This is a genomic window from Corallococcus sp. AB030, assembly GCF_003668965.1.
GTDB classification, from domain to species: Bacteria; Myxococcota; Myxococcia; order Myxococcales; family Myxococcaceae; genus Corallococcus; species Corallococcus exiguus.
In genome coordinates, this window is record NZ_RAWQ01000141.1 from 1 (window position 1) to 21610 (window position 21610).

21 protein-coding genes are annotated in these 21610 nt (G+C 70.9%); 12 read left to right on the forward strand and 9 right to left on the reverse strand.

Going from position 1 to position 21610, the window contains the following annotated elements:
* From D7Y15_RS44850 to D7Y15_RS28595, 5 genes are all read left to right on the forward strand, one after another.
* Nucleotides 1-727 (forward strand): hypothetical protein (locus D7Y15_RS44850; RefSeq protein ID WP_121754542.1); only part of this gene is annotated, 727 nt, incomplete at its 5' end.
* Nucleotides 728-787: 60 nt separating this feature from the next.
* Entirely contained in the window at nucleotides 788-1696 is a 909-nt protein-coding gene (locus D7Y15_RS28580) for a hypothetical protein (RefSeq protein ID WP_121754543.1), read from the forward strand.
* Nucleotides 1693-2355 carry a hypothetical protein gene (locus D7Y15_RS28585; protein ID WP_120578996.1) on the forward strand — a complete coding sequence of 221 codons (663 nt, stop codon included), beginning with the start codon at nucleotides 1693-1695 and terminating at the stop codon, nucleotides 2353-2355. The genes D7Y15_RS28580 and D7Y15_RS28585 overlap by 4 nt, the downstream gene beginning before the upstream one ends.
* Before the next feature lie 105 nt (nucleotides 2356-2460).
* On the forward strand, nucleotides 2461-2763 hold the full coding sequence (locus D7Y15_RS28590; protein WP_233605118.1) for a hypothetical protein: 303 nt from the start codon (nucleotides 2461-2463) through the stop codon (nucleotides 2761-2763).
* 2 nt (nucleotides 2764-2765) lie between these two features.
* Nucleotides 2766-3764, forward strand: a complete 999-nt coding sequence (locus D7Y15_RS28595) for a hypothetical protein (protein WP_120578998.1) — start codon at nucleotides 2766-2768, stop codon at nucleotides 3762-3764.
* On the opposite strand, the gene D7Y15_RS28600 is transcribed toward D7Y15_RS28595, so the two are convergent.
* Nucleotides 3761-4858 carry an IS630 family transposase gene (locus D7Y15_RS28600; RefSeq protein ID WP_121754544.1) on the reverse strand — a complete coding sequence of 366 codons (1098 nt, stop codon included), beginning with the start codon at nucleotides 4856-4858 and terminating at the stop codon, nucleotides 3761-3763. The genes D7Y15_RS28595 and D7Y15_RS28600 overlap by 4 nt on opposite strands.
* A 68-nt stretch (nucleotides 4859-4926) precedes the next feature.
* Complete coding sequence (locus tag D7Y15_RS28605) at nucleotides 4927-5313, reverse strand: serine/threonine protein kinase (protein WP_120578999.1); 387 nt, start codon at nucleotides 5311-5313, stop codon at nucleotides 4927-4929.
* Between the two features lie 234 nt (nucleotides 5314-5547).
* On the opposite strand from D7Y15_RS28605, the gene D7Y15_RS28610 reads away from it, so the two are divergent.
* Nucleotides 5548-7104 (forward strand): HAMP domain-containing sensor histidine kinase, encoded by a 1557-nt coding sequence (locus tag D7Y15_RS28610; protein ID WP_346728582.1) that lies wholly within the window; start codon nucleotides 5548-5550, stop codon nucleotides 7102-7104.
* Between the two features lie 102 nt (nucleotides 7105-7206).
* Nucleotides 7207-7815: a hypothetical protein gene (locus tag D7Y15_RS28615; RefSeq protein ID WP_233597233.1), complete on the forward strand. Its 609-nt coding sequence runs from the start codon at nucleotides 7207-7209 to the stop codon at nucleotides 7813-7815.
* Nucleotides 7816-7821: 6 nt separating this feature from the next.
* Here the strand turns inward: D7Y15_RS28615 and D7Y15_RS28620 are convergent, their stop codons facing one another.
* Together D7Y15_RS28620 and D7Y15_RS28625 are read right to left on the reverse strand one after the other, a co-directional pair.
* A complete protein-coding gene (locus tag D7Y15_RS28620) occupies nucleotides 7822-8187 on the reverse strand; it encodes a response regulator (RefSeq protein WP_120579001.1) in 366 nt (121 codons plus the stop codon).
* Between the two features lie 78 nt (nucleotides 8188-8265).
* A complete protein-coding gene (locus D7Y15_RS28625) occupies nucleotides 8266-8649 on the reverse strand; it encodes a helix-turn-helix domain-containing protein (RefSeq protein WP_169821116.1) in 384 nt (127 codons plus the stop codon).
* Between the two features lie 381 nt (nucleotides 8650-9030).
* Here D7Y15_RS28625 and D7Y15_RS28630 point away from each other — a divergent pair, with 381 nt between their 5' ends.
* The 3 genes from D7Y15_RS28630 to D7Y15_RS28640 all read left to right on the forward strand — a co-directional run bounded on the left by D7Y15_RS28630 (nucleotide 9031) and on the right by D7Y15_RS28640 (nucleotide 13870).
* Nucleotides 9031-10458, forward strand: coding sequence for a GDSL-type esterase/lipase family protein (locus D7Y15_RS28630; protein WP_233605119.1), 1428 nt, complete (start codon nucleotides 9031-9033; stop codon nucleotides 10456-10458).
* Nucleotides 10455-12764: a serine hydrolase domain-containing protein gene (locus tag D7Y15_RS28635; RefSeq protein ID WP_121754547.1), complete on the forward strand. Its 2310-nt coding sequence runs from the start codon at nucleotides 10455-10457 to the stop codon at nucleotides 12762-12764. Before D7Y15_RS28630 ends, D7Y15_RS28635 begins: the two co-directional genes overlap by 4 nt.
* A gap of 362 nt (nucleotides 12765-13126) precedes the next feature.
* On the forward strand, nucleotides 13127-13870 hold the full coding sequence (locus tag D7Y15_RS28640) for a YIP1 family protein (protein ID WP_233605120.1): 744 nt from the start codon (nucleotides 13127-13129) through the stop codon (nucleotides 13868-13870).
* Between the two features lie 16 nt (nucleotides 13871-13886).
* Here D7Y15_RS28640 and D7Y15_RS28645 read toward each other — a convergent pair whose 3' ends face one another.
* Nucleotides 13887-14957, reverse strand: a complete 1071-nt coding sequence (locus D7Y15_RS28645) for a hypothetical protein (RefSeq protein ID WP_148712890.1) — start codon at nucleotides 14955-14957, stop codon at nucleotides 13887-13889.
* A 608-nt stretch (nucleotides 14958-15565) separates the two neighbouring features.
* Here D7Y15_RS28645 and D7Y15_RS44300 point away from each other — a divergent pair.
* Nucleotides 15566-15781 carry a hypothetical protein gene (locus tag D7Y15_RS44300; protein ID WP_148712891.1) on the forward strand — a complete coding sequence of 72 codons (216 nt, stop codon included), beginning with the start codon at nucleotides 15566-15568 and terminating at the stop codon, nucleotides 15779-15781.
* 52 nt (nucleotides 15782-15833) lie between these two features.
* Here the strand turns inward: D7Y15_RS44300 and D7Y15_RS44305 are convergent, their stop codons facing one another.
* From D7Y15_RS44305 to D7Y15_RS28665, 3 genes are all read right to left on the reverse strand, one after another.
* Entirely contained in the window at nucleotides 15834-16388 is a 555-nt protein-coding gene (locus D7Y15_RS44305; protein ID WP_148712892.1) for a hypothetical protein, read from the reverse strand.
* Between the two features lie 875 nt (nucleotides 16389-17263).
* Nucleotides 17264-17920, reverse strand: a complete 657-nt coding sequence (locus D7Y15_RS28660) for a metallophosphoesterase (RefSeq protein WP_121754552.1) — start codon at nucleotides 17918-17920, stop codon at nucleotides 17264-17266.
* A gap of 86 nt (nucleotides 17921-18006) precedes the next feature.
* Complete coding sequence (locus tag D7Y15_RS28665; protein WP_121754553.1) at nucleotides 18007-18867, reverse strand: sigma-70 family RNA polymerase sigma factor; 861 nt, start codon at nucleotides 18865-18867, stop codon at nucleotides 18007-18009.
* A 319-nt stretch (nucleotides 18868-19186) separates the two neighbouring features.
* Between D7Y15_RS28665 and alr the strand changes: the two genes are divergently transcribed.
* Nucleotides 19187-20404, forward strand: a complete 1218-nt coding sequence (gene alr / locus D7Y15_RS28670) for an alanine racemase (protein WP_169821113.1) — start codon at nucleotides 19187-19189, stop codon at nucleotides 20402-20404.
* Between the two features lie 100 nt (nucleotides 20405-20504).
* Here alr and D7Y15_RS28675 read toward each other — a convergent pair whose 3' ends face one another.
* A complete protein-coding gene (locus D7Y15_RS28675; protein WP_120596967.1) occupies nucleotides 20505-21554 on the reverse strand; it encodes a lysophospholipid acyltransferase family protein in 1050 nt (349 codons plus the stop codon).
* Nucleotides 21555-21610 lie beyond the last annotated feature (56 nt).

The following is a 21610-nucleotide window of genomic DNA, read 5'->3' on the forward strand; positions in this document are numbered from 1 at the left end:
GGGCGGGGCGCTGCTCGTCGTGGGGCTCCTCCTCTTCCTGTGGCGTTACGCCCTCAAGCCGCGCGACCTGGACAACCGGCGCTACGGCCTGGCCCAGGTGCTGCTCCAGCGTCTGGAGATGGACCTGGCCCCGGACGCGCCGGTGCGGCTCAAGCTGGACCTGCGTCCGCCGGACGTGCTCGACAAGCGCGTGAATCAGGACATGGTGGGTTGGTGGAACACGGACTTCTTCGTCGACCCGTGGTTCACGCTGGAGACGCGGTTGGCGGACGGCGCCTTCGTGCGGATCCGCATGGTGGAGCGGCTCCAGAAGCGCGAGCGCTCCAAGACGAGCGCCAGCGGCAAGACGAAGACGAAGACCAAGCGCAAGGGCTTCGCCCGGCTGGAGGTGTCCGTGCGCGTGAAGCCGGAGCGCTACCCGGGACTGGAGCGGCTCAAGGTCCGCGCCACCGCCGCAACGCGCCTGCCCCGGAAGGTCGAATTGGAGCGGGTGCGCGTCGCCGCGGGCCGGCTGTCCCTGCGCGCCCGGCTGTCCGACGAATGGGTGGCGCGGCCGGGGCGCGAGACGGGAGACCCGGAGGCCCCCGCCTTCTGGAAGAATGCGCTGGAGAAGGACGACGCGTCCCGCACCGCGACGATGATGCTCCTGAGCATCTACCAGGTGCTGGGCTACACCCGCCGACGCGCGAAGCTGCAGGCCGCGCGCGGACGCCGTGAGTCGGTTTGACCCGCCCGGGAGCGCCTCCTACGCTCCCCAACCTGTCTCCGCTGAACAAGGCTCTCCACCGTGGCGCTCGACACCTCCGAATTCAAGAAGACGTATGTCTATGAAACCCGTGCCCCGGTGCCGGAGGTGCTGGCGGACCTGAGGGCGCTGGCGGGGTTGGACTCGCGGGCGGAGAAGACACGGATCGCGGTGGGGATCGGCTCCTGGGTCTTCTTGTGCCTCAGCATCTCGTTCACCGTCTTGACGCAGTGGCTGCTGGCCGCCGCGCTCTTCGCGACGAGCATCGCCCTCTGCATCCTCTGGATGCGCTCGAAGCACACGGACCTGGACAACCGGCGCTACGGGCTGGTGTCCGCGCTGCTCCAGCGGTTCCAGGTGGACCTGGACGCGAACGCGCCGGTGGACGTGAAGCTGGACCTGGCGCCGGAGGATGACGCGCGCAAGAGCGTGGGCAAGCTCAAGCGGGGGCGGTGGGACTGCGAGGACTTCACCGACGCGTGGCTGTCCCTGCACGGCCGCTTCGCGGATGGCACGCACCTGCACCTGTCCGTCGTGGAGCACGTCCAGAAGCGCAAGCGCTACGGCCGCGGCAGCAGCGGCAAGACGAAGCTCAAGACCAAGCGCAAGGGCAAGACGCTGCTCCAGGTGGGGCTGCGCGTGAAGCCGGAGCGCTTCCCTGGACTGGCGGATCAGCGCGCGAACGCGAAGCAGGCCGTGCGGCTGCCCCCGGAGGTCGTGCTGTCTCGGCTGGACGTGACCCAGGACCGCGTGGCGATGCGCGCCCTGCTGGGGCGGGACGGGCGGGACTGGGTGGTGCGGAGGACGAAGCCCACCTCTCCCAGCGAGCCCATCGTCCTCCCGCCGAATGACGCCTCGCGCGTCGTGACGATGATGCTCTTGAGCCTCTACCAGGTGCTCAACCACTCCAGCTCCCAGGGTCAGCCCGGGAAGAAGAGGTCCACGCCGTGAAGCTTCGTGTCCTGTTTCTCGTGGGTCTGGGAGTGCTCGGAGCCTCGGCGTGCCAGCAGGGCGGTGCCCCCGCCTCCAGCGCTCAGCCCACCCAGGCGATCCCCGCCAACGCCGCCGCTGCCGAGCCGCATGAGGCGGGCGCCAAGCTCAAGTTCAAGGATGGCGACGACCGCGAGCGCTTCTCGCTCAAGTCCAAGGACGACGGCGCGAAGCTCGTCGACGGCGCGGACAAGGAGGTCGCCCGCTACAAGTGGAAGGGCGGCGAACTCAAGGTGTCCGGTCCGGACGACGCGGTGTTGGCCTACGTCACGGGCGGCCCGGACGCGTTCCAGGTGAAGGACGCCGCGCGCTCGGCGGTGCGCTACACGCTGACGCGCGAGGGCTCCGGGTGGGTGCTCACGGATGACCAGGGCATGCTGCTCTACAGCGTGACCGCCGACGGCGGCGGCGCGTCCGTGAAGGGCGCTTCCGGCGCGGAGGCGATCCACGTGAAGGTGCGCGACGGCAAGCTGTCCCTGCGCGACCCGTCCGGCAAGACGGTGCTCGCCACCAAGCAGCCGGTGTCACCGGAGGCCGCCGCGTGCCTGGGCTTCGACTCGCTGGACCTGCCCCTGCGCATGGCCTTGCTCTTCCGCATCCAGAACCCCGCGTCGCCCTGAGCCTTCCAAGCCATGTCCCCTTCCTTCGCTTCCGCAGAGCAGTGCCTGGAGACCTCCGGCTTCCTTTTCTCCCACCCGTGTGAGCGGGGGGCGACCACGCAGTGCATGCGCTGTCAGAAGCCCATCTGCCTGATGCACATGCGCACCATCGACGGCGGGGAGGCGGTCTGCGTGGCGTGCGCGCGCGCCGCCGACAACGGCGACGAGAACCGCGACCCGTCGGATACCTCCCGCGACGACGACCCCAGCTACTACTACGAGGACTACGGCTACTACGGCCGCGACGCGTGGCGCGGCTCCGGGTCGTCGTCCTCGGGCAGCGACCCCAACGACTTCACCGAGGCCGACGGCGAGAGCGTCCGGCGCGAGGACGACGCCTCCTTCGAGGAGGACATGGGCGGGAGCTGAGCATGGCCGCGCGACATCAGCACTGGCGCCTCTACGCGCTCGGCGGAGGTCTGGGGCACCTGACGCGCGCCGCGGCCCTGGCCCGTGTGGCCGTGGCCCGCGGGCACCAGGTGGACATCCTCACCAACAGCCCGTTCGCCCCCGGCCTGCCCCTGGAGTCGTGGCTGGGCCCCGGCGCCACCGTGCACCGCGTGGACTCGCGGCTGGACAAGGCCGCCACCGTGGCGGCGGTGGGCGCGTGGCTCGCGGAGTCCACGCCGGACGTGCTGGTGGTGGATACGTTTCCCCGGGGACTCGCAGGAGAGCTGGTAGCGCTGCTGCCCACGGTGCGCGCGCCGCGCGTGCTGGTGCACCGCGACCTGAACCCCGTCTACGTGGAGGGCTTCGACGTGGCCCACGCCGTGGACGCGTTCGACCTGCTCGTCGTGCCCGGTGAGGACGCGCCCTTCGCGCACCACCCGCGCGCGGTGCGGACGGCGCCGTGGCTGCTGTTGGACGCGGACGCGCTGCTGTCTCGCGAGGAGGCCCGGCGGCGGCTGGGCCTGGATGGCGGGGACTCGCGGCCCGTGGTCGCGGTGATGGGCTGTGGCCGCCCGGAGGAGGTGGCGGAGGCCGGGGAGACCGTGAGCCGGCTGCGTACGTTGCTGGCCGGACAGGCGGCGGTGATGTGGCTTGTCCCCACGGACCACGCGTCCGGGCTGACGGTCTGGCCGGCGCTCGCGGTGATGCGGGGCGTGGACGTGCTGGTGGGGGCGGGCGGCTACAACACCGTGCAGGAGGCCCGGGCCACCGGGACTCCGCTGGTGGCCTGGGCCTGGCCCCGGCTCTATGACCGGCAGGCCCTGCGACTGACGGAGGCGGAGCGGGTGGGGGACGTGGTGGAGCTGGAGGCGAAGGTCGCGTCCCTGCTCCTGCGACCGGGGTGGTACGACGCACGCCCCTCGGACTGGCTCAACGGCGTCCACGCGGCGGTGGAGGCCATCGAGCGCGTCGCGCGCTAGTGTCCTGAGTCAGAAATACGGCGGCAGTAGCGCGCGAGGCTCTCAAGGATGTCGTCGGCGCTCTTGGTCCAAATGAATGGCTTAGGGTTGTCGTTCGTGTGGGCGATGTAGCGCTTGATGGCTTCTTCGAGGGCGCGCGTGCTGCGGTGGGTGCCCCGGCGCAGTTGCCGCTCGGTGAGCAGCCCAAACCAGCGCTCGACGAGGTTGAGCCAGGAGGCGCTGGTAGGGGTGAAGTGCAGGTGGAATCGTGGGCGCTTGAGCAGCCAGCGTTTGATGGCGGGCGTCTTGTGCGTCGAGAGGTTGTCGAGCACCAGGTGCACCTCAAGGTGGGCGGGCACGTGCTCGTCGATGGTGGTGAGGAACTTCTTGAACTCCTCCGCCCGATGCCGTGCGTGGCATTGGCCAAGGACTTCTCCGGTGCGCGTGTCGAGCGCGGCAAAGAGACTCGTCGTGCCGTGGCGCACGTAGTCGTGCGTGTGGCGCTCCACGATTCCAGGGCCCAGAGGAAGCAGGGGTTGGGTCCGGTCCAGGGCCTGAATCTGGCTCTTCTCATCGACGCACAGCACCACCGCGCGCTCGGGTGGGCTCATGTACAGGCCCACGATGTCACGCACCTTCTCGACGAAGAGGGGGTCCTTGGAGAGCTTGAAAGTCTCGGCACGGTGCGGCTTGAGGCCGAAGGCACGCCAGATGCGCGCCACCGCACTTTGGCTCATGCCCATCTCCGTCGCCAAAAGACGCGTACTCCAGTGCGTTGCCCCCTTGGGCAAACTCTCCAGCGTGCGTGTCACCACCGCTTCGACGTGCGCATCTTGAATCTTGCGCGGCGCGCCCGGTCGCGGCTCGTCCAGCAGCCCCTCCAGCCTCTTGTCCAGGAAGCGTCGACGCCAGCGCCCCACCGTGCCCCGCGTCACCTTGAGCTGCGCGGCCACGGCAATGTCACTGCCGCCCTCCGCGCTCGCCAGGACGATTCGTGAGCGAAGCGCCAGCCCTTGCGCTGTCTTCGGTCGGCGCGCCCAACGCTCCAGCGCTTCACGCTCTTCAACGCTCAAGGCGGGCCTGGAGGCTGCGGACGGTGTCTTCTCGGTCGTCATTCCTCCCCGAGACAACACCGTCCGCTCGCAGGCTGCCACTGCTGGTTGCTTATTTCTGACTCAGGACACTAGTGCTTGAAGCCCTGGTGGCCGGCGGCCGGCTCGATGCCGTGGGCCATGACGAAGTGGTACATCACCTGAGGGTCTTCCTTGGGGCCGCCCATCAGCTCCACCAGGAAGTGGCCCGCCTGCGGATCCGCGTCCGGATCCGGGGAGACGGAGACCTCGGAGACCTCGCGGCCCACCATCACCATCTCGCCCACCAGGGACTTGCCCTTGATGAGCTGGAGGACGTGCTGGCGCTCCTCTTCCATCAGCATCCAGTGGAAGTCGTCATGGTCGAACAGCGTCATGTCGGGGGAGCCACACCGCAGGATGCAGTTGGTGTGCTCCTGGAGCCAGCGCCAGAAGGCATCGAAGTTCAGGGTGCGGGCCGGTGGGGCGAGCAGATCCATCGGGTGACCTCATCGAGAAGAGCGGGCGCCCGAACGCCGGGTGCGCATCGGGCCGCGTGTCCGTGCTGACTAACATGGCCGGGCCTCGGGAGGCCGGCTCCTTTTGCGGGCCACGTCAGGGGGTCCGGGGGCGGCCTGCCAGCATCCCGTGCGCGAATCCACGATATCGGACGCTTGTTGCTTTCCTTGGGAAGAGGTCGGCGACCACCTGGGTTGGCGCGGCCCGGAGGGAGGATGCGCGACCATGACGAAGCGGGACTCCGGCGGGCGGTTCGCGAGGAGGCGGCGATGAGCCTGCGCGCGTTTTTTTCCACCGTGGTGGGTGGGTTGGTCCTGCTCACCGTGGTGTCCGCCACCCTGCTCGTGGTGCTGACGACCGCGCTGGAGCGCATGGCTTCCACGCTGAGTGAATCCGTGGAAGGCGTCCGGCAGGCCGAGGAGCTGGAGGTGGACCTGCTCGTCCACTCGCGCCTGCTGACGTCGCCGGGTTCTCCCATGGTGGCGGACCCGTCGCGCGGGCGCTCGCCACCCCAGCTGGAGGCCGACCTGCGCCGCCAGCTGCTGGAGATGCACGCCATCGCGTCCACCCAGGAGGAGCGCCAGACGGTGGCGGAGGTGCAGCAGCAGGTCTTCGCCTACCTGGCCGCGCAGCATGCGCCGCTCGGTCCGGGGATGACCCAGGCCCAGCACGACACGTCGGCGATGTCCTCGCTGGACGCGGCGCTGCGCTCGCTGGAGCGCCTCATCGAGATCAACGTGGACCAGGCGCAGACGGCCCGGCAGAGCGCGGCGCGCTGGAGCGAGACGGCCGACGTGCTGGGGCTGGTGCTGGGCCTGCTGCTCCTGGCGACGCTGGGCCTGGTGGTCTTCTGGCTGAGGCGCTTCGCGCTGCGCCCGGTGACGGAGCTGCGCAGCGCGATGGCCGGCTTCGGACGGGGCGGGCGGCACCTGCGCGCGCCCGAGGAGGGCCCGTTGGAGATCCGCGACATGGCCCGCACCTTCAACGAGATGGCGGACAGCCTGACCCACCAGCAGGAGCAGCAGCTGGCGTTCCTGGCGGGCGTGGCGCACGACCTGCGCAACCCCCTGTCCGCGCTGAAGCTGTCCACGGCGCTGACGAACCGCGGAGAGGTCACCCCGGAGCGGATGCAGCGCACGCTGTCGCTGGTGCGAAGGCAGGTGGCGCGCCTGGACCGGATGGTGGGGGACCTGCTGGACGCGACCCGCATCGAGGCCGGCAAGCTGGAGCTCCAGCCGGAGGTGCGCGACACGCGCGAGCTGGCGCGCTCCGTGGTGGAGCTGTACCAGTCCAGCGAGTCCGGACACACGCTGGAGCTGGTGGTGCCGGACGCCGCGGTGCTGGTGCGCGCGGACCCCTCCCGGTTGGAGCAGGTGCTGAACAACCTGGTGAGCAACGCGCTCAAGTACTCCCCTTCCGGCAGCCGCGTGGAGGTGGCCGTGCGCGGGGATGGCGACCACGTGGTGCTGGCCGTGGCGGACCAGGGCATCGGCATGTCGCCGGAGGAGCTCCAGGGCCTCTTCATCCCGTTCCAGCGCGCGGGCAACGCGAAGCAGCGCGCACCAGGAGTGGGACTGGGACTGTCGGTGTCGCGGCGGATCATCGAGGCGCACGGAGGCCGCATCGAGGTGGAGAGCCAGCCCGGCCAGGGCTCCGTGTTCCGCGTCCACCTGGCCCGGGTGTCCGCCGGCCCGCCGAGGCTGCCCGCACCCTCCGATGAGGAGGAGCCCGCCAAGGAGGATTCTGGCGAGGACTCCGGCGCGGTGCACTGAAGGCCGGGGAAACCGTTGCCTGAAGCGGGCCCGGTTGAAGCGGAGGGATGCACTCCGGCGGGGCAGGGCGTACCTTGCGGCCCCATGTCAGGAGCCGTCTGGATGATGAAGCATTCCTACCGGGCCGTGCCGCTGGCCGCCCTGCTGGTGCTGGGAGGGTGCGCGGGGCGCACGCAGACCGAGCCCCCCGTGTCCCCCGCCGAGCCCGTGAGGGAGGCGCCGTCCTCCGTCGTCCAGTCGCAGGAGGGTGGCTTCAGCGTGACGTTCCCCGGCCCCGTCACCGAGGAGCGGCGCGTGCAGCCCACGGACGTGGGCGAGGTGACGCTGCACACGTTCATCGCCGCGCGCACGCAGGAGGACACCGCCTACTACGTCTCCTATACGGACTTCCCGCTCGCGGCGGTGGCGCAGGTGAGCCCGCGCGACGTGGTGGACCGGGCCAGCCAGGGCGCGCTGGAGGCGCTGGGTGCGACGGCCATCACCGCGAAGACGCTGGAGATGGAGGGCGGCTTCCCGGGCCAGGAGGTGGGGGGACTGTCCGGTCCGCGCCGCCTGCGGGGCCGCTTCTTCATGGTGGGCCCGCGCCTGTACCAGCAGCTCCTGCTGCACCCGGAGGGACGCGCGCCCCAGGACGCGGACCGCTTCTTCGATTCGTTCCGTCTGGACCCGGCCGTGGTGGGCAAGCTGGGGCAGCGGACGACCGGCGGCTGAAGGCCTTCAGTGCAGCGGGTGCACGAAGCGGCGCACCCCGGCGAGCAGGGCTTCGCGGTCGAAGGGCTTGGAGAGCACCTCGCGGATGGCGGGGTGGCGCTCCTCGCTGGAGCTGATGGCCATGACGGGGAGGTCCGCGAAGCGGGGCTCCCGGTGCAGCGCGTCCAGGAGCCGCCAGCTGTCCTTGCGCGGCGTCCACATGTCCACCAGCACCAGCGCGGGGCACGGGTGCGCTTCCAGCCACGCGAGGGCCTCGTCACCGTTCTCCGCGGCGGCGACGGTGTGCCCTTCGGCGAGGAGGATCTCCACGAGCGCGTCGCGCAGGTCTCTGTCGTCCTCGACGAGGAGGAGGGTGGGGGGCGCGCGGCTCATGGGGCCCGACGCATAGGGCAAACACGCCTGCGGTGACAGGGAACATCTGCCGGGTGCGACTGGTAGCGGGGCCGCGCTTCAGTGCTCGTCGAACATGGCCTGGAGCACGCGCCAGGCGAGCTTCAGCTCGGAGCCGGAGCGGCACGCGAGGAAGTCGCAGATCTCCGCCACGCCGTCGGTGCGCTCCATGTCGAAGGAGTGGAAGAGCGTCTTGAGGGACACGTCCAGCCCCACGGACAACTTGCCCAGCGTGTCGAGCGACGGAGAGAACGCACCGCGCTCGATGCGGCGGATGGCATCCACCGACAGGTCACTGCGTTCGGCGAGCGATTCCTGCGTGAGCGAGCGGCTGTTGCGCATGCGGCGCACATGCTCGCCAAATCGCCGGTGGAGCTTCGTCCACGTTGTGAGCCGGTTCTTCGCCATATTCGCGGCGGATAATTTGGGGACGCGCCGCACCATGTGAAGGGACCATGTTCGCGTCCGGACCTTGCATTCGTGCTGGGGTGCGGGAAACCGGTTCTTCCCCGGGGAAGCCTGGACCGGACGTGCGGTCCAGGACGGATGCGATGTCCGGGATGCCACGCCGGGGCGGCTCGCGAGGCGGCCGAGCGTGGGGTCCAGAACATGCGTGGCCCCGGGCTTTCGTCTACGCTCGCGGGCCACATGACGGTTCTCGATGTCTCGCGCGGGCTCCGGCGGGCGGGGTTGCTCGCTGTCCTGGCGGGGGCTCTGCTCCCCGGGTGCGAGTCCCGCACACCTCCTCACCGTTTCCCCCTGACGACGAATCCCGCGACGGACTCCGTGCCGCCGCCGGAGGTGAATGCCACGAGGCCCGCATCCGTGGAGGGGCAACCTGCCGCGAGCCCCGAGTCCGCGGCGACGGGCGCGGGTTCTTCGCAGGTGGTGCCTGCTTCCGCGAACCTGCCCGCGCAGGCGCCAGGCAAGGCGCGGCCGACGGCGCGCTCCGCGTTTCGCGCGCTGCCGCCCACCACCGAGCGCGCCGGACACCTGCATGCGCTGGCCACGCGGCTTCAGGCTCCGGGCGGCATGGTGGAGGACCCCTGTCTGGAGAAGGATGACGCAGGCTGCGCGCGGTCCGCGCTGACGCCGTTCTTCACCGCGCTGGATGGGCTCGTGCAGACGCCGGGGACGACGCCCACCGTCATCGCCGCGTTCGGCAATTCGCTCATCGCGGGGGACCGCATCGTGGACGTGGTCCGCGAGGAGTTCGCGGCGGGCTTCGGCGGCGCGGGCCGGGGTGTGCTGCTGGTGGACCGCATGGCCCCCTACGGCGGACGAGGGCGCACGGCCGCAGTGAGCAACGGCTGGGAGCCGCGCACGCTGGGCGAGCTGAAGGCGCCGCCGCATCCGTTTGGCATCACCGGCGTGTACCACCTGGCCACCGAGAACCGCGCCCGGGGTCGCTTCAAGCTGGAGGGCGAGCCGCGCGGGACGCTGTGGTGGATGGATGTGAAGGGCGCGGGCCGCCTCGTCGTGTCCGTGGACGGCACGGTGCTGACGCGCACGGAGCCCCAGGAGGACGGGGCCAGCCGCACCACGTCCTTCGACCTGCCCGCGGGCGCGAAGTGGCTGGACGTCACCGCGGAAGGCAAGGGCGCCATCGTGCAGGGTGTGGTGCTCCAGAAGGACGCGTCCGGCATCGTGCTGGACATGTTGGGCGTGCCGTCCGCGGATGCGACGCTATATGGCCGGCTGGAGGAGGACGCGCTGAAGGCGCAGCTTTCGCAGCGCGACCCGAAGCTGCTGCTCTTCTTCCTGGGCGGCAATGAGTCCAAGCGCCTGGAGTGGAAGCGCACGGACCTGCCCACCGTGCGCCAGGACCTGACCGCGCTGCTGCGCCGCACCCGCGCCGCCGCGCCGGGCAGCGCGTGCCTGGTGGTGGGCCCCATGGACGCGGTGCAGGACGCGCACGCGAAGGGCAAGCCGCTGACGCAGCGGCCGTTCCTGGAGGCCGCCATCCAGGTCGAGCGCGAGGTGGCGCTCGCCGAGGGCTGCGGCTTCTTCGACCTCTACACGGCGATGGGCGGCGCGGGCTCGCTCGCGCGGTTCAACCAGGCGGGGTTCATGCACGAGGACCTGGTGCATCCGCGCGGTCATGGGCTGGACCTGCTGGGGCAGCTGGTCTCGGATGCGCTGCTCGCGGGCTGGGTGAACGAGGGCGCGGTGCCGGCGCCGGCGCTCACGACCTCGCGTGAAGAGGCATCGGACACCGGTGCGAGCGGCCAGACCGCGGAGGCGGTGCCATGAAGCGGCTCTTCGTCGCGCTGTGTTTGTTGGTGGAGGCAGGGCCCGCGTTCGCGCAGGCGTCCGCCGAGAAGCCCGCGTCCGTGGCGCAGGTGCCCGCGCCCGTGCCGTCCGGGGCTGGTGGGAAGCCCGCGTCCCCGCCGGAGTCCAGCGCGAAGGTCGCGCCGGAGCCGGACGCGAAGGACTCCGGGTTCTCACCGGAGGTGCAGCGCGCGATGGACGCGCTGGTGCGCGCGGACCTGAAGCAGGGTCCCACCGCGGGCCTGTCCGTGGGCGTGATGCGGGGCGGCCAGCGGTGGATGAACGGCTACGGCTACCGCGACATGGCGAAGAAGCTGCCGGCCACGGTGCGCACCACGTACCGCATGGCGTCCATCACCAAGTCCTTCACGGCGGTGGCCGTGATGCAGCTGGCGCAGGCGGGCAAGCTGGACCTGGACGCGGACATCCACACGCTGGTGCCCGAGTACCCGGTGAAGCAGTGGCCGGTGACGGTGCGGCAGCTGCTGGGCCACCTGGGCGGGGTGCCCACCTACGACAGTCCGCGCGCCGGCAACAACACGAAGCCGGTGACGACGAAGGAGGCCATCGGGTTGTTCGCGGACCGGCCGCTCGTGTCAGAGCCGGGCACGCGCTACCTGTACACGACGTGGGGCTTCAACCTGCTGGGCGCGGCGGTGGAGACGGCCTCCGGCCAGCCCTACCGCGAGTACCTGCGCGACCACGTCTTCGGCCCCGCGAACATGAGCCACGCGGACGTGGATGACCTCAGCACGCGCGACGCGCAGCAGGCGGTGGGCTACCGCGTCTCGGGCGCCACGCTGAAGCCTTCGCGCTTCCTGGACGTCACCAGCCGCTTCGGTGGCGGTGGCACGCGCGCGACGGTGGAGGACCTGCTGGGCTTCGCGCGCGCGGTGCTGGACCACAAGCTGGTGACGCGCGAGACGATGGGCCGCATGCAGGCGACGATGGTGACGCGCGACGGGCACATCACCGACTACGGCATGGGCTTCGCGACCTATCCGCTGCGAGGCCACTACATCGTGGCGCACGCGGGCGGGCAGCCGGAGACGACGACGCTGCTGGTGCTGCTGCCGGCGGAGGACACGGCCATCGCGCTCGCCACGAACGTGGAGGACGAGGCGAAGCGGCTGCGCCGGCTGTCCATCCGGTTGATGGAGACGGTGCTGGACGAGGGCGCGCCGGGCCGGGGCGGCCACTTCACGGACCCCGTGGACGCGGTCGTCTACGAGGGCATGGGGCGGCTGGCGAGCTACGGGCTCGCGTACCACGACTGGGCCACGCGCGGGCCGGGCACGCTGCCACCGGAGACGGACCTGGCGGCGGCGTTCGCGAAGGTGTCCTCGCTCTTCGAGCGGGGCGCGATTGCCCGGGACGGCCGGGGCGCGATGGAGCGGATCCGCGGTGCGCACGAGCCGCGCGCCGAGTCGCTCTTCATCCGAGTGGGCGCGCACATGGCGGCCACGGTGGAGCGGGCGATGGGCGCGGAGCGGCTGCGCTCGTATCGGACCCAGGGGGCGGCGGGCTTCTTCGCGGACTACCTGGCGGCGTGCGAGACGCAGAAGTGTCCGGAGACGGAGCGCTTCAGTTCGTCCGTGCGGAGCGACGTGGCGCGCTTCGTCGCGGGGTGGAAGCGCGCGGAGGTGCCGGCGTTGAAGCGCTCGCGCCTGGAGGCGATGAAGGATCCGGAGCGGCTGTGGCCGTCGCTGAAGGAGGCGGCGGTGCGCGCCCCCGCGGTGCGGCCCGACTACACGGATGAGTTGCTGACGCTGGCGGACCGCGCGAAGCGGAAGCCGGTGGACCGGATGCGCTGGTTGGAGCGCGCGACGGAGCTGCAACCGGAGTCGATGGACGCGCACCTGGCGGAGGCGGTGGGGTTGCTGGAGGCGGACCGGGAGCAGGAGGCGATTCCCCACGTGCGTGAGGCGTTCGAGACGCCGGAGGGGTCGCTGGTGCTGTCGCCCTCGGGCTTCCTGAAGCGGCTGCTGGACACGCGGTCGCCGAAGGTGGCGAGGGGTCTGTTGCGAGCGGCGGTGACGCTGCATCCGGACTCGCCGGAGCTGTGGGAGGCGCTGGCGAAGCGCGAGCGGGGTCTGGGCGACGCGGGCGCGGCGAAGGCGGCGCTGGCCCAGGCGAAGCGAGCCCGGCAGGTCCGGGCCGCGCAGGAGGCCCGAGCTCCGAAGTCGCAGGGCGTCGTGGCTCCGGCGGGGAGCGCGCCATCGCAGGACAAGACTGGGAGCACGTCCCCCACGGTGCCGGTGGATCCGGAGTCCTCGCCGGAGCCGTAGCGCCCGCGAACCGGGCAGCCCGGGAAGGCACGACTCCCAAGCCTCCGGACCTGGATGCTGTCCCCAGGGCTGAGAAGGCGAGAACCCTGGGGGCACCTCCCCGGCGGCGGGCCGCGGAAACTTGTCCGACAGTCGGACAGCTTTTGGAGGACCGCGGCCCGGGGGCCCGCTCCATCGGCTGCGTGCGTGACGGGACCCGGGCCGTGCGAGGATGCTCGGCGATGACGCCTTCCTGTCCCTCCTGTCAGGCCCCCTTCACCCCCGGCGCTGAAACGTGCGCGCGGTGCGGGGCCTCGCTACTTGTGGCCCCGGCTCCCGGCGGCGCCGACCCTGTCTGCGCAGTGCACCCCGAGTGGCTCGGCGTGGCCACCTGCCCACGCTGTGGCGCGTTCGCCTGTGCCCGCTGCCTGCGCCAGGGACCGGAGGGCTCCGTCTGCGCCACCTGCCTCGAACGTGAACCCCTGGGCCAGCTGCCCTGGGACCAGCGCGCGGAGCTGGGGACGCTCAAGGCGTTCTGGCGGACGTGCTTCGGCATGTTGATGCGGCCCACGGAGACCCTTCGGGGCGTCAACCCCGACGCGCCCGTGAGCAGCTCCATGACCTTCGTGATGCTGTCGGCGATCGCCGGCTTCCTGTCGACGGGCATCGTCTACACCGCGCTCATCGGCATCATCCTGGGGTTCATCCCCGAGACGGAGAAGAGCGGCGCGGATCCGAAGGACTTGAAGCTGTGGATGACGGTGGTCATGGCGGCCTGGACCGTGCTCATGCCCGTGTTCAGCACCGGCATGACCCTGGCGAACGCGGGCCTGGACCACCTCATCCTCCGCATGGGCGGCGTGGAGCGCGGCTTCTCCGTGACCCTGCGCGCGCACGCCATCTCCCAGGCGCCGTACATCGTCGGCGTGATTCCCTTCGTCGCCGTGTACGCCGCGCCCTTCTGGGCCATGGGCCTGCGCGCCTTCACCTACCGCACGCTGCACCGCACCAGCTGGGGCACGGCGCTCGCGGGCGCGCTCCTGGTGCCAGTGCTCTCCTGCTGCCTCTGCGGCGGCGTCTACGGCGCCATCATGTTCGCGGCATTGAAGAGCACGGGCCAGTTCTGAGGCGCGGCTCGCGCGACTACCGCTGCCCGGTCGCCGCCGTGGCTCCGTGCGGAACCAGCGAGCTCGGCTCCGGCCAGAAGCGCGCGCTCCGGATGCCGTCGAAGGACGCCGCCAGGCGCCGCGAGCCCAGGTCGTAGACCCGCGCCTGCGTCTCGCCCGCGAGCATCAGCAGGTCCCCGCGCGCCATCGCCCGCACGGGGCTCCGGGCGGGCAGGGCGAGTCCCTCGGGTTCGCCCAGGTGGCCGTCCTCCGCTTCCCAGCGCACCGGCATCATCAGCGCGGTCTGCTCGCCCGCGGTCTGCCACGCGAACAGGGGACCGCCGCGCGACTCCACGCGAGCCCAGCCGCCGAACACGTCGTGCCCCCGGTCCGGCACCACCGCGTCGAGCCGGACCGCGTCCTGACTGCCCTCGTCCAATCCCTGCGCCACCAGCGCGTCCAGGTCCCCGGCCACCGTGGAGGACACCAGCATCTCCGTGGTGGCGAGCGCGAACACCGCGTCCGCGTCACCTCGTGTGGCCACCGTCTCGATGCGCTTCCACGCCCCCGCATCCAGCCGGTACGCGTGCGCGAGCCCCGCGCCCTCGTCCAGCTCCGGGATGGGGATGCGACGGCCCTCGAAGAGGAAGACGTCGTCACGCCGCACCAGCTCGCCTGTGTGCGCGGTCAACGCCACCAGCCGCCCCACCGAATCGAACCCCACCGCGCCCGTCAGCCCCTCCTCTGGCAGCAGCTGCGCCGAGCCCTGCCCGGACGTCAGGTCCACCGTCCACACGCGCCCGGGCCCTCGCGCGCTGCCGGCCGGGTCGCGCACCGCCGCGTGCTTGCCGTCCGGGCTCCACGCGAGCTGCAACCCGTCACACGCCGCGTCCACCGTGACGAGCGCCCTGCGTCTGCCGTCTGACTCCAGCCGCAGCCAGGTACAGCCCGACGGCGCCGCGTCCTGGAGCACCGACAGCGAGAACGGCGCCACCTTCACCGGCGCGGCCATCGGCACGGAGGCAGGCACGGCCGGGGAGGCCTCCGGGGGCTTCTGGCAGGCGCTGACGAGGAGCAGGGCGCTGACGAGGCTCGAGGTGCGGACCATGTTGAAGTTCTCCCGGAAAAAGATGGTGCCCACGGAATATGTCAGAGCCGGGGAGCGTGCGGAAGACGCTCGAGCGCACATCCGGAGAGCCATTGCACCAGGAGGGTTTGGCGAGGCCTCGTGGCCGTTGGACCGTCTGGGGGGACGTTGGGGCGCGATGTCTGGGGTTGTCGTGTCTGGATATGGCGGGGGGTGATAGTTGCCGCGTGGAAGCAATTGAGATGGTGTCTGTTTTTTTGTTGGGCACTGAGTCCATGGGCGGATGGTCTGGCAATGGCGTTGGAGCGCGGTTTGGAGAGGACTTCCTCCAAGAAGCACTACGCGTCATGCGGCCAGAGGGGGAATGGACACGGGCTCTGCTGGACCCCAGCAAGGCTCAGAAAACGGAACGCGCCGGAGGTGACCCCGCGCGGTGCCAGCCCAGCATCATGTCGTACAGCCTCGCCCTGCCGACCCTCAATCCCCAGAGGCCTCGTTCCTTCGGCCAATGCACCCACTTCGAGGAGACGCTGGTTTGCACGCTGGGTGCCATGGCCCCCAGCGCTTCGGCGAGCGTGGGCGTCACGCTGAGGCCACGGGTTCCGGGCTCCTTCTCCTATGAGGCTCGGGTGACCACGAGCCTTCTGGAGACGAGCGAAAGCAACAACGAGGCCTCGGCGGAAGTGGAGGCGCTCTGCGAATCGGATGCGCAGATTTGTGCCCGGTTGCTGAAGACATGCGGAGCGGTGAGCGCCACCGACAACTGCGGCGTCGCCCGGAGCGTCGCGAGCTGCGGAACCTGCTCCACGGGGCAGAGCTGCAACAGCAGCAACGTGTGCGAGTAGTGAGCTGAATGGCGCCGTGGGGCCGGCCTGTTCCTGGGGGCCCCCGGCGCTGTCAGCGCAACCATCCAATGTAGGAGGAGCTGGACGGCCCAGGCCACGGCGTTGAAGGGGCCAGGGGCGTACTTTTCGCGAGGAGTTGCTCCATCGGAAGGTCGCTCTCCAGGTCGTCCCGTTGCACGACGTGGAGCCGCTGGAGCCAGCCCTCACCACAGAAGCCAGGCTGGGAGTCGTCCCGGCCCACGAGGATGTTCACCAGGGCCTGGGTGTCGTCAGGCGAGAAGGCCAGGACCGTGAAGGGGGTTGCATCCTGGCGTACCCGCGAATGCGTGCGCGCATGCGGGTCCCATCGATACAGGCGCTGCGGTGGGGGCGTCACTCCCGCGCACTCCGTCGTCGGTGGCTCGGGTGTCACCTCGGTGAAGAGTCCCCCCGGGCGCTGGTTGTACCAGTTGAACCTTCCCGTGAAGGCTCCCAATGACGCCTCGAGGGTGAAGGCATCGTCCAGGGTGTGCAGGGATGCCTTTCTTCCCTGGGGAGTGGAGGTCGTGACGAAGGCATGGCCGCCGTCAGGCGAAACGGCAGGCCCTTCCGCCGAGAGTGTCCGCACGCGGCCCGTGGATACGTCCAGGACCCCCAGGCGCTGCGCCCCGGTGGTTCCGCACTGAAGGGTGAACACACATTCGTTCCGGGAAGAGGACCAGACCCACAGCTGGGGCTTTCCCTGAATGGGACCGAGCGGGACTTCCGTCACCCTGCCTGACTCGACCTCCACCCTGTAAAGCTTCAGGAGTTCGCAGTCAGGATGGGGGAGCTCCAGTGCATAGGCCAGATGCTTTCCGTCAGAGGACCAGATGAACGAACTGGCCCGGGTTCCTTTCGGTGGAGAGGGCAGGTCACGCAGGTCCACGAGGATGCGTCGGTCCGTTCCATCCGCATTGACCACGAGCAGCACGTTCCATGACTGCAAGGGTGAGACGCTCGCTCCGTCCGAAGCGGCGGGATGGCGCTCCGCATAGGCCACGCAGGTCCCATCCGGCGAGATGCAGGCCCCATTGAGGGGGCCTTCCACCTGGGGACGGTTCCAGCCCGCGAGCCGACCGCTGTCCGTGAGCGCGGTGTGCCGTAGCCCATCCAGGGATTGAATCCACAAGTCACGCCGCGGGCCCGGACGCTCCTGCTTGAAGTACAGCAACCCACGCCAGCCGGGGGCAGGAACTCGGAGCGGCTCCGCCCGGGCTCCCGTCGCTCCCTCCCGCGAGCAGCCAGCGATGGCGAGGGCTCCCATCCCTCCCAGCAAGGCACGCCGTCCCATCAGGGGCCGTGACGAAGGCAAAAGGAAGGGGGGCGGTGGGCTCATGGAGAAACCATGGCATGTATGTTCATGAGAGGCTTTGGGTCATGTTCAGAACAGACTGCCCTCCCGCCTTCGCTCACGCTCGTTGGGTGCCGCTATTGCGCGTGAAGGACGCTCGACCCTGAAGCCTACAGCGTCATGTACGCGCGGGCCGCGGGCACGGAGTAGAACTTCCCCTCTGGCAACACGTACGCGGTGAGCTTGCCGCCGTAGACGCAGCCGGAGTCCAGGCCCACCGCGAAGGGGTGCTTCTGCAGGCCGCGCATGGCGTCGTGGCCGAAGATGACCAGCTCCGGGCCCTGCCACAGGCTGCCCCACGGCTCGCCCGCCTCCAGCCGCTTCGACGGCGTCCCGTCCGCCGCGATGCTGCGCAGGTTGAAGAGGAACTCCTCCTTCTGCTCCTCGAGCGGCACCCCCGGCACCAGCCCCGCGTGCACCGCCAGCGCGTTCAAATCCGGGAAGCGCAAGTAGGAGGGCAGCCGCTCCATCCAGGCCCAGTCCGCGGCGCTCAGCGTGTCCAGCACCTGCCGGTGCTCCGGCTTGAGCTTCTTGCCCTTGGACGCGTAGCCGCCGTGCCAGCGCAGCACGTGCGCGTCGTGATTGCCCTTCACCGCGTGGAAGCCGTGCTCGCGCGCCCGCCGCACCACGCCCGCGGAGTCCGGCCCCTTCGCCACCAGGTCGCCCACCAGCACCACCCGGTCGCCGAGCTGCCAGTCACACGCCTTCAGGAGCGCGTCCAGCTCACTGGAACAGCCGTGCACATCTCCGATGAAGAGCGTTCGCATCCTCCCCTCTCTTTAACGCACTGGCCGAGAATGCCCTGCCGGGATTCTCGGGCGCCTCGCCGGGGGACGGGGCCTCGCGCGCCGCGTTACTCGGAGGGCGTGCGCAACAGCCGGCTCAGGCTCACGTCCAACTGGCTGGAGATGAGCCGCAGCACGCTGTCCAACTGGGAGCGCGTCAGCCGCAGCCGCTCCGTCAGCCGCTGCCGCGTCCCGTCCAGCAGCTCCTCCTGCGCGCCCACCACCCACCGCGCCGCCGTGGAGCGGTGCACGCCGTACAACGCTCCCAGTTGGTCGATGCCCAGCCCGTCCAGGTACTTCAGCCGCAGGAAGTTGCGCTGCCGCGCGGACAGGGCCGCCAGCGCCGCCTGGAACGACGCGCTGAACTCCGCGCGGTACGTCTGCTTGAGGTACGCCAGCTCCGGATCGTCCCCCGGCGCCACCAGCATGGACAGGTCGCCGTCCTCCGACTGCGCCTGCCCCGAGCGCTGCCGCTGCCAGTCCAGCGCCAGCCACAGCGCCGCCGCGCGCACCCAGCCCGCCAGTGGCCCCGTGCCCGGGTACGCCGCCAGCCGCGCCGGAGCCTCCGCGCTGCCCACCAGCATCCGCTGCCGCAGCGCCTGACGGACCTCATCCAGTCCGGCCGGGGGCAGCCTCAGCCGCGCCACCGCCGCGTCCACCTCCGGCATCAGGCGCTGCTCGAACGTGGCCAGCGCCGAGGGCAGGCCATCCGCCGCCGCCCGGGCCAGGTACACGTCCGCCATGTGCAGCTTGCCCCAGGCGTCCTCGTGGCCGTCCGCGGGCACCAGCCGCGCCAGGTGCGCCGCGAAGCGCGAACCCTCCAGGGGGATGTCCGGCCAGGACTGCCGGGCTGTGTCCAGGGCCTGGGCCAGCCGCTCCTGGAGGACAGAGAGGGCCCCTGCCGGCTCCGTCTTTCCCCGGGCGGTCATGAAAGCCTGGGCTAAGGGCAATTCAGGTGCGGCCACGGCGGAGGACACTACCACCGGCCCCTGTCGCGCCGCCGTGTCACCCGACATGTCGCGCAGAGGCTCCCACCTGTCAGGTGTCCCCCGGGACACGCTCCCGCGCCGCGCGTGTCCACCCGAACACGCCCCCCTGGCCGTGCGGGGCGCCCCCTCTCCACCCTCGTCCGCCCGAGTGGCATCCAGCCGGCGTCCCACCCTCCGTGGCCCTCCGGCCACGGCCGCCCATGGCCTGCGCTTTGCTGGTAGAGCCATCCGGGACGTGGGCTGGTGCGGAGGTGTGAACGTGGAAGAAGTCGGTGTGGGGCTCGGAGTCGGGCCTGGTGACGCGGTGTACTCCTCGTGGCTGGAGGTGAGCGCGTCCCACCTCAGGCACAACGTGGCGGCGTTCCGCGCGCTGGAGTCCACCGGCCCCACACCCCGAGCGCTGGGCGCGGTGCTCAAGGGCAACGCCTACGGCCACGGCCTGGCCCAGGTGCTGCCGCTGGTGCACGAGGGCGTGGACGTCCTCTACTTCATCGCGCCGCAGGACGCGCTCACGGTGCGCACCCACGAGTCCGCGCACGGCCTGCCCGCGCGGCAGGTGGTGGTGCTGGGCGCCGTGGCTCCGGAGGAGGCCGTCGTGCTGGCGCGCGAGGGCATCGACGCGGTGGTGGCGGACCGCTCCTGGGCGGACGCGGTGCCGGCCCTGCGCGCGGCGAAGCTGCCGCGCCCCCTGCGCGTGCACGTGCACATCGACACGGGCCTGGGCCGCGAGGGCTTCACGTTGGATCAGCTGCCTCGCGAGACGCAGTTCCTCGCGGACGCGCCGGACGTATTCGAGCCGGTGGGCGTGCTCAGCCACTTCGCCAACACGGAGGACGTGACGGAGCAGGCGTACGCGCTGGCGCAGCTGGACGCGTTCGAGACCGCGCTGGGGCACCTGACCGCGCAGCTGAAGCCCGCGAAGCCGTTGCAGCGGCACATCGCCGCGAGCGCCGCGGCGCTGGTGCTGCCCCGGGCGCGCTTCGAGGCGGCGCGCGTGGGCATCTCGCTGTACGGCTTGTGGCCCTCACCGGAGACACGGCTGTCCGCGCGGTTGGTGCTGGGCGAGCTGCCGGTGCTCAAGCCGGTGCTGTCGTGGCGGTGCAAGAGCCAGGTGGTGAAGTGGCTGCCGGCGGGCGCGTACGTGGGCTACGGCTGCACGTACCGCTGCCCGGAGCCCACGCGTATCGCTGTATTGCCGGTGGGCTACTACGACGGCTATCCGCGCCTCGCGTCCGGCAAGGCGCATGTGCTGGTGAACGGGCGGCGGTGCGCGGTGCTGGGCCGCGTGATGATGAACCACCTGATGGTGGACGTGACGCGAGCCACGACCGATGAGCGCCCGGTGACGGCCACGCTCCTGGGCCGCGATGGAGAAGAGTCCGTGTCCGCCGAGTCCCTGTCCGGCTGGGCGCAGACCATTCACTACGAGCTGGTGACACGCCTGGGCGCGCACCTGCGCCGCGTCGTCGTGGAGTAGCGCGGCCCACCGGGTCGCACCGCTGGTGCCTCCTCGTGCTCGGTGGAGCCGGGAGGGCCACCGGCATCACGCATGGCGGACCACGCCCTGGCGCTGCGGGCTACTTCTGCGGCGGGCCCTCGGTGAGGCCGGGCGACGGCGCCGTCACGAGCGCCGGGGGCTGCACCTTCCAGCGGCGGTGCAGCCACAGCCACTGCTCCGGGTGCCGGCGGATGGCGCGCTCCATCGCCGCGGTGACTCGCGCGGTGTGCTCGGTGATGGGGTCCGCGCACTCACCGGGTTGCGGCGGGAGGATGGGGCCCTCCACCTCCAGCTTGTAGCGCGCGCCAGGACCCGGAGGCCGCACGCCCATCACCACGAACACCGGCACGCCCGTGCGTTCGGCGGCCACCGCCATCGCGGGCGTCGTGGACGCGAGCCGGCCGAAGAAGGGCACGAACACCGCGGACTTCGCGGGCAGCGCCTGGTCCAGCAGCATGTACGCGGACTCGCCGCGGTTCACCGCTTCCGTAATCTCCTGGATGGCGCCCTTCGGATAGATGAGCCCCGCGCCCGCGCCCAACCGGTTCACCGCGATGCGCGTGTTCAGCGCGCCCTTGAGCGGACGCACCAGCGCGTTGAGCGGGATGCCCCAGCGGATCAGCATCTGGCCCACCAGCTCCCAGTTGCCGAAGTGCGCCGTCACCAGCAGCGCGCCCTTGCCCGTGGCCACGTGCGCCTTGAGCGCCGCCCACGCCTCCTCGCCCTCGATGCCCTGCTGGTCCCAGTCCGACGTCATCCGGTCCCCGGAGGGCAGCGACTCCACCACCACGCGCGCCATGGTGAGGTACGCACCCCGAGCGATGTCGTGGCGCTCGGCTTCACTCTTCTCCGGCATGGCGTGCGCCAGGTTGTCCAGCGCCACCTTGCGGCGGATGCCCAGCGTGTAGGCCAGGTTCGCCACGAAGCGTGCGAGCGCATCCCGCGCTTTCGGCGACAACGCGGTGAGCAACGCCCAGACGCCTCGCGTCAGGAACGCCACGAGGGGGCCCGGCGGCGAGCCGATGATGCGGCGCAGGTGCTCCGGCGGCCTTTTCCCCTCGGGAGGGGTGTTCGTTTGCGATGGCAGCGGATGCGATGAAAGGGGAGCGGACACGGCGGCGCACTCCATCGCGAACACGACCTGACAGCAAGGCCACGCACCGCTTGCTCGTCGCTACCTTGCCA

What these genes read in the sequence shown, in the direction of transcription:
- D7Y15_RS28590 (WP_233605118.1), top strand. Translation starts at nt 2,461, where the DNA reads ATGCGCTGTCAGAAGCCCATCTGCCTGATGCACATGCGCACCATCGAC.
- D7Y15_RS28595 (WP_120578998.1), top strand. Translation starts at nt 2,766, where the DNA reads ATGGCCGCGCGACATCAGCACTGGCGCCTCTACGCGCTCGGCGGAGGT.
- D7Y15_RS28600 (WP_121754544.1), bottom strand. Translation starts at nt 4,858, where the DNA reads ATGACGACCGAGAAGACACCGTCCGCAGCCTCCAGGCCCGCCTTGAGC.
- D7Y15_RS28605 (WP_120578999.1), bottom strand. Translation starts at nt 5,313, where the DNA reads ATGGATCTGCTCGCCCCACCGGCCCGCACCCTGAACTTCGATGCCTTC.
- D7Y15_RS28610 (WP_346728582.1), top strand. Translation starts at nt 5,548, where the DNA reads ATGCGCGACCATGACGAAGCGGGACTCCGGCGGGCGGTTCGCGAGGAG.
- D7Y15_RS28615 (WP_233597233.1), top strand. Translation starts at nt 7,207, where the DNA reads ATGATGAAGCATTCCTACCGGGCCGTGCCGCTGGCCGCCCTGCTGGTG.
- D7Y15_RS28620 (WP_120579001.1), bottom strand. Translation starts at nt 8,187, where the DNA reads ATGAGCCGCGCGCCCCCCACCCTCCTCCTCGTCGAGGACGACAGAGAC.
- D7Y15_RS28625 (WP_169821116.1), bottom strand. Translation starts at nt 8,649, where the DNA reads ATGGTGCGGCGCGTCCCCAAATTATCCGCCGCGAATATGGCGAAGAAC.
- D7Y15_RS28635 (WP_121754547.1), top strand. Translation starts at nt 10,455, where the DNA reads ATGAAGCGGCTCTTCGTCGCGCTGTGTTTGTTGGTGGAGGCAGGGCCC.
- D7Y15_RS28645 (WP_148712890.1), bottom strand. Translation starts at nt 14,957, where the DNA reads ATGGTCCGCACCTCGAGCCTCGTCAGCGCCCTGCTCCTCGTCAGCGCC.
- D7Y15_RS28660 (WP_121754552.1), bottom strand. Translation starts at nt 17,920, where the DNA reads ATGCGAACGCTCTTCATCGGAGATGTGCACGGCTGTTCCAGTGAGCTG.
- D7Y15_RS28665 (WP_121754553.1), bottom strand. Translation starts at nt 18,867, where the DNA reads ATGACCGCCCGGGGAAAGACGGAGCCGGCAGGGGCCCTCTCTGTCCTC.
- D7Y15_RS28675 (WP_120596967.1), bottom strand. Translation starts at nt 21,554, where the DNA reads ATGGAGTGCGCCGCCGTGTCCGCTCCCCTTTCATCGCATCCGCTGCCA.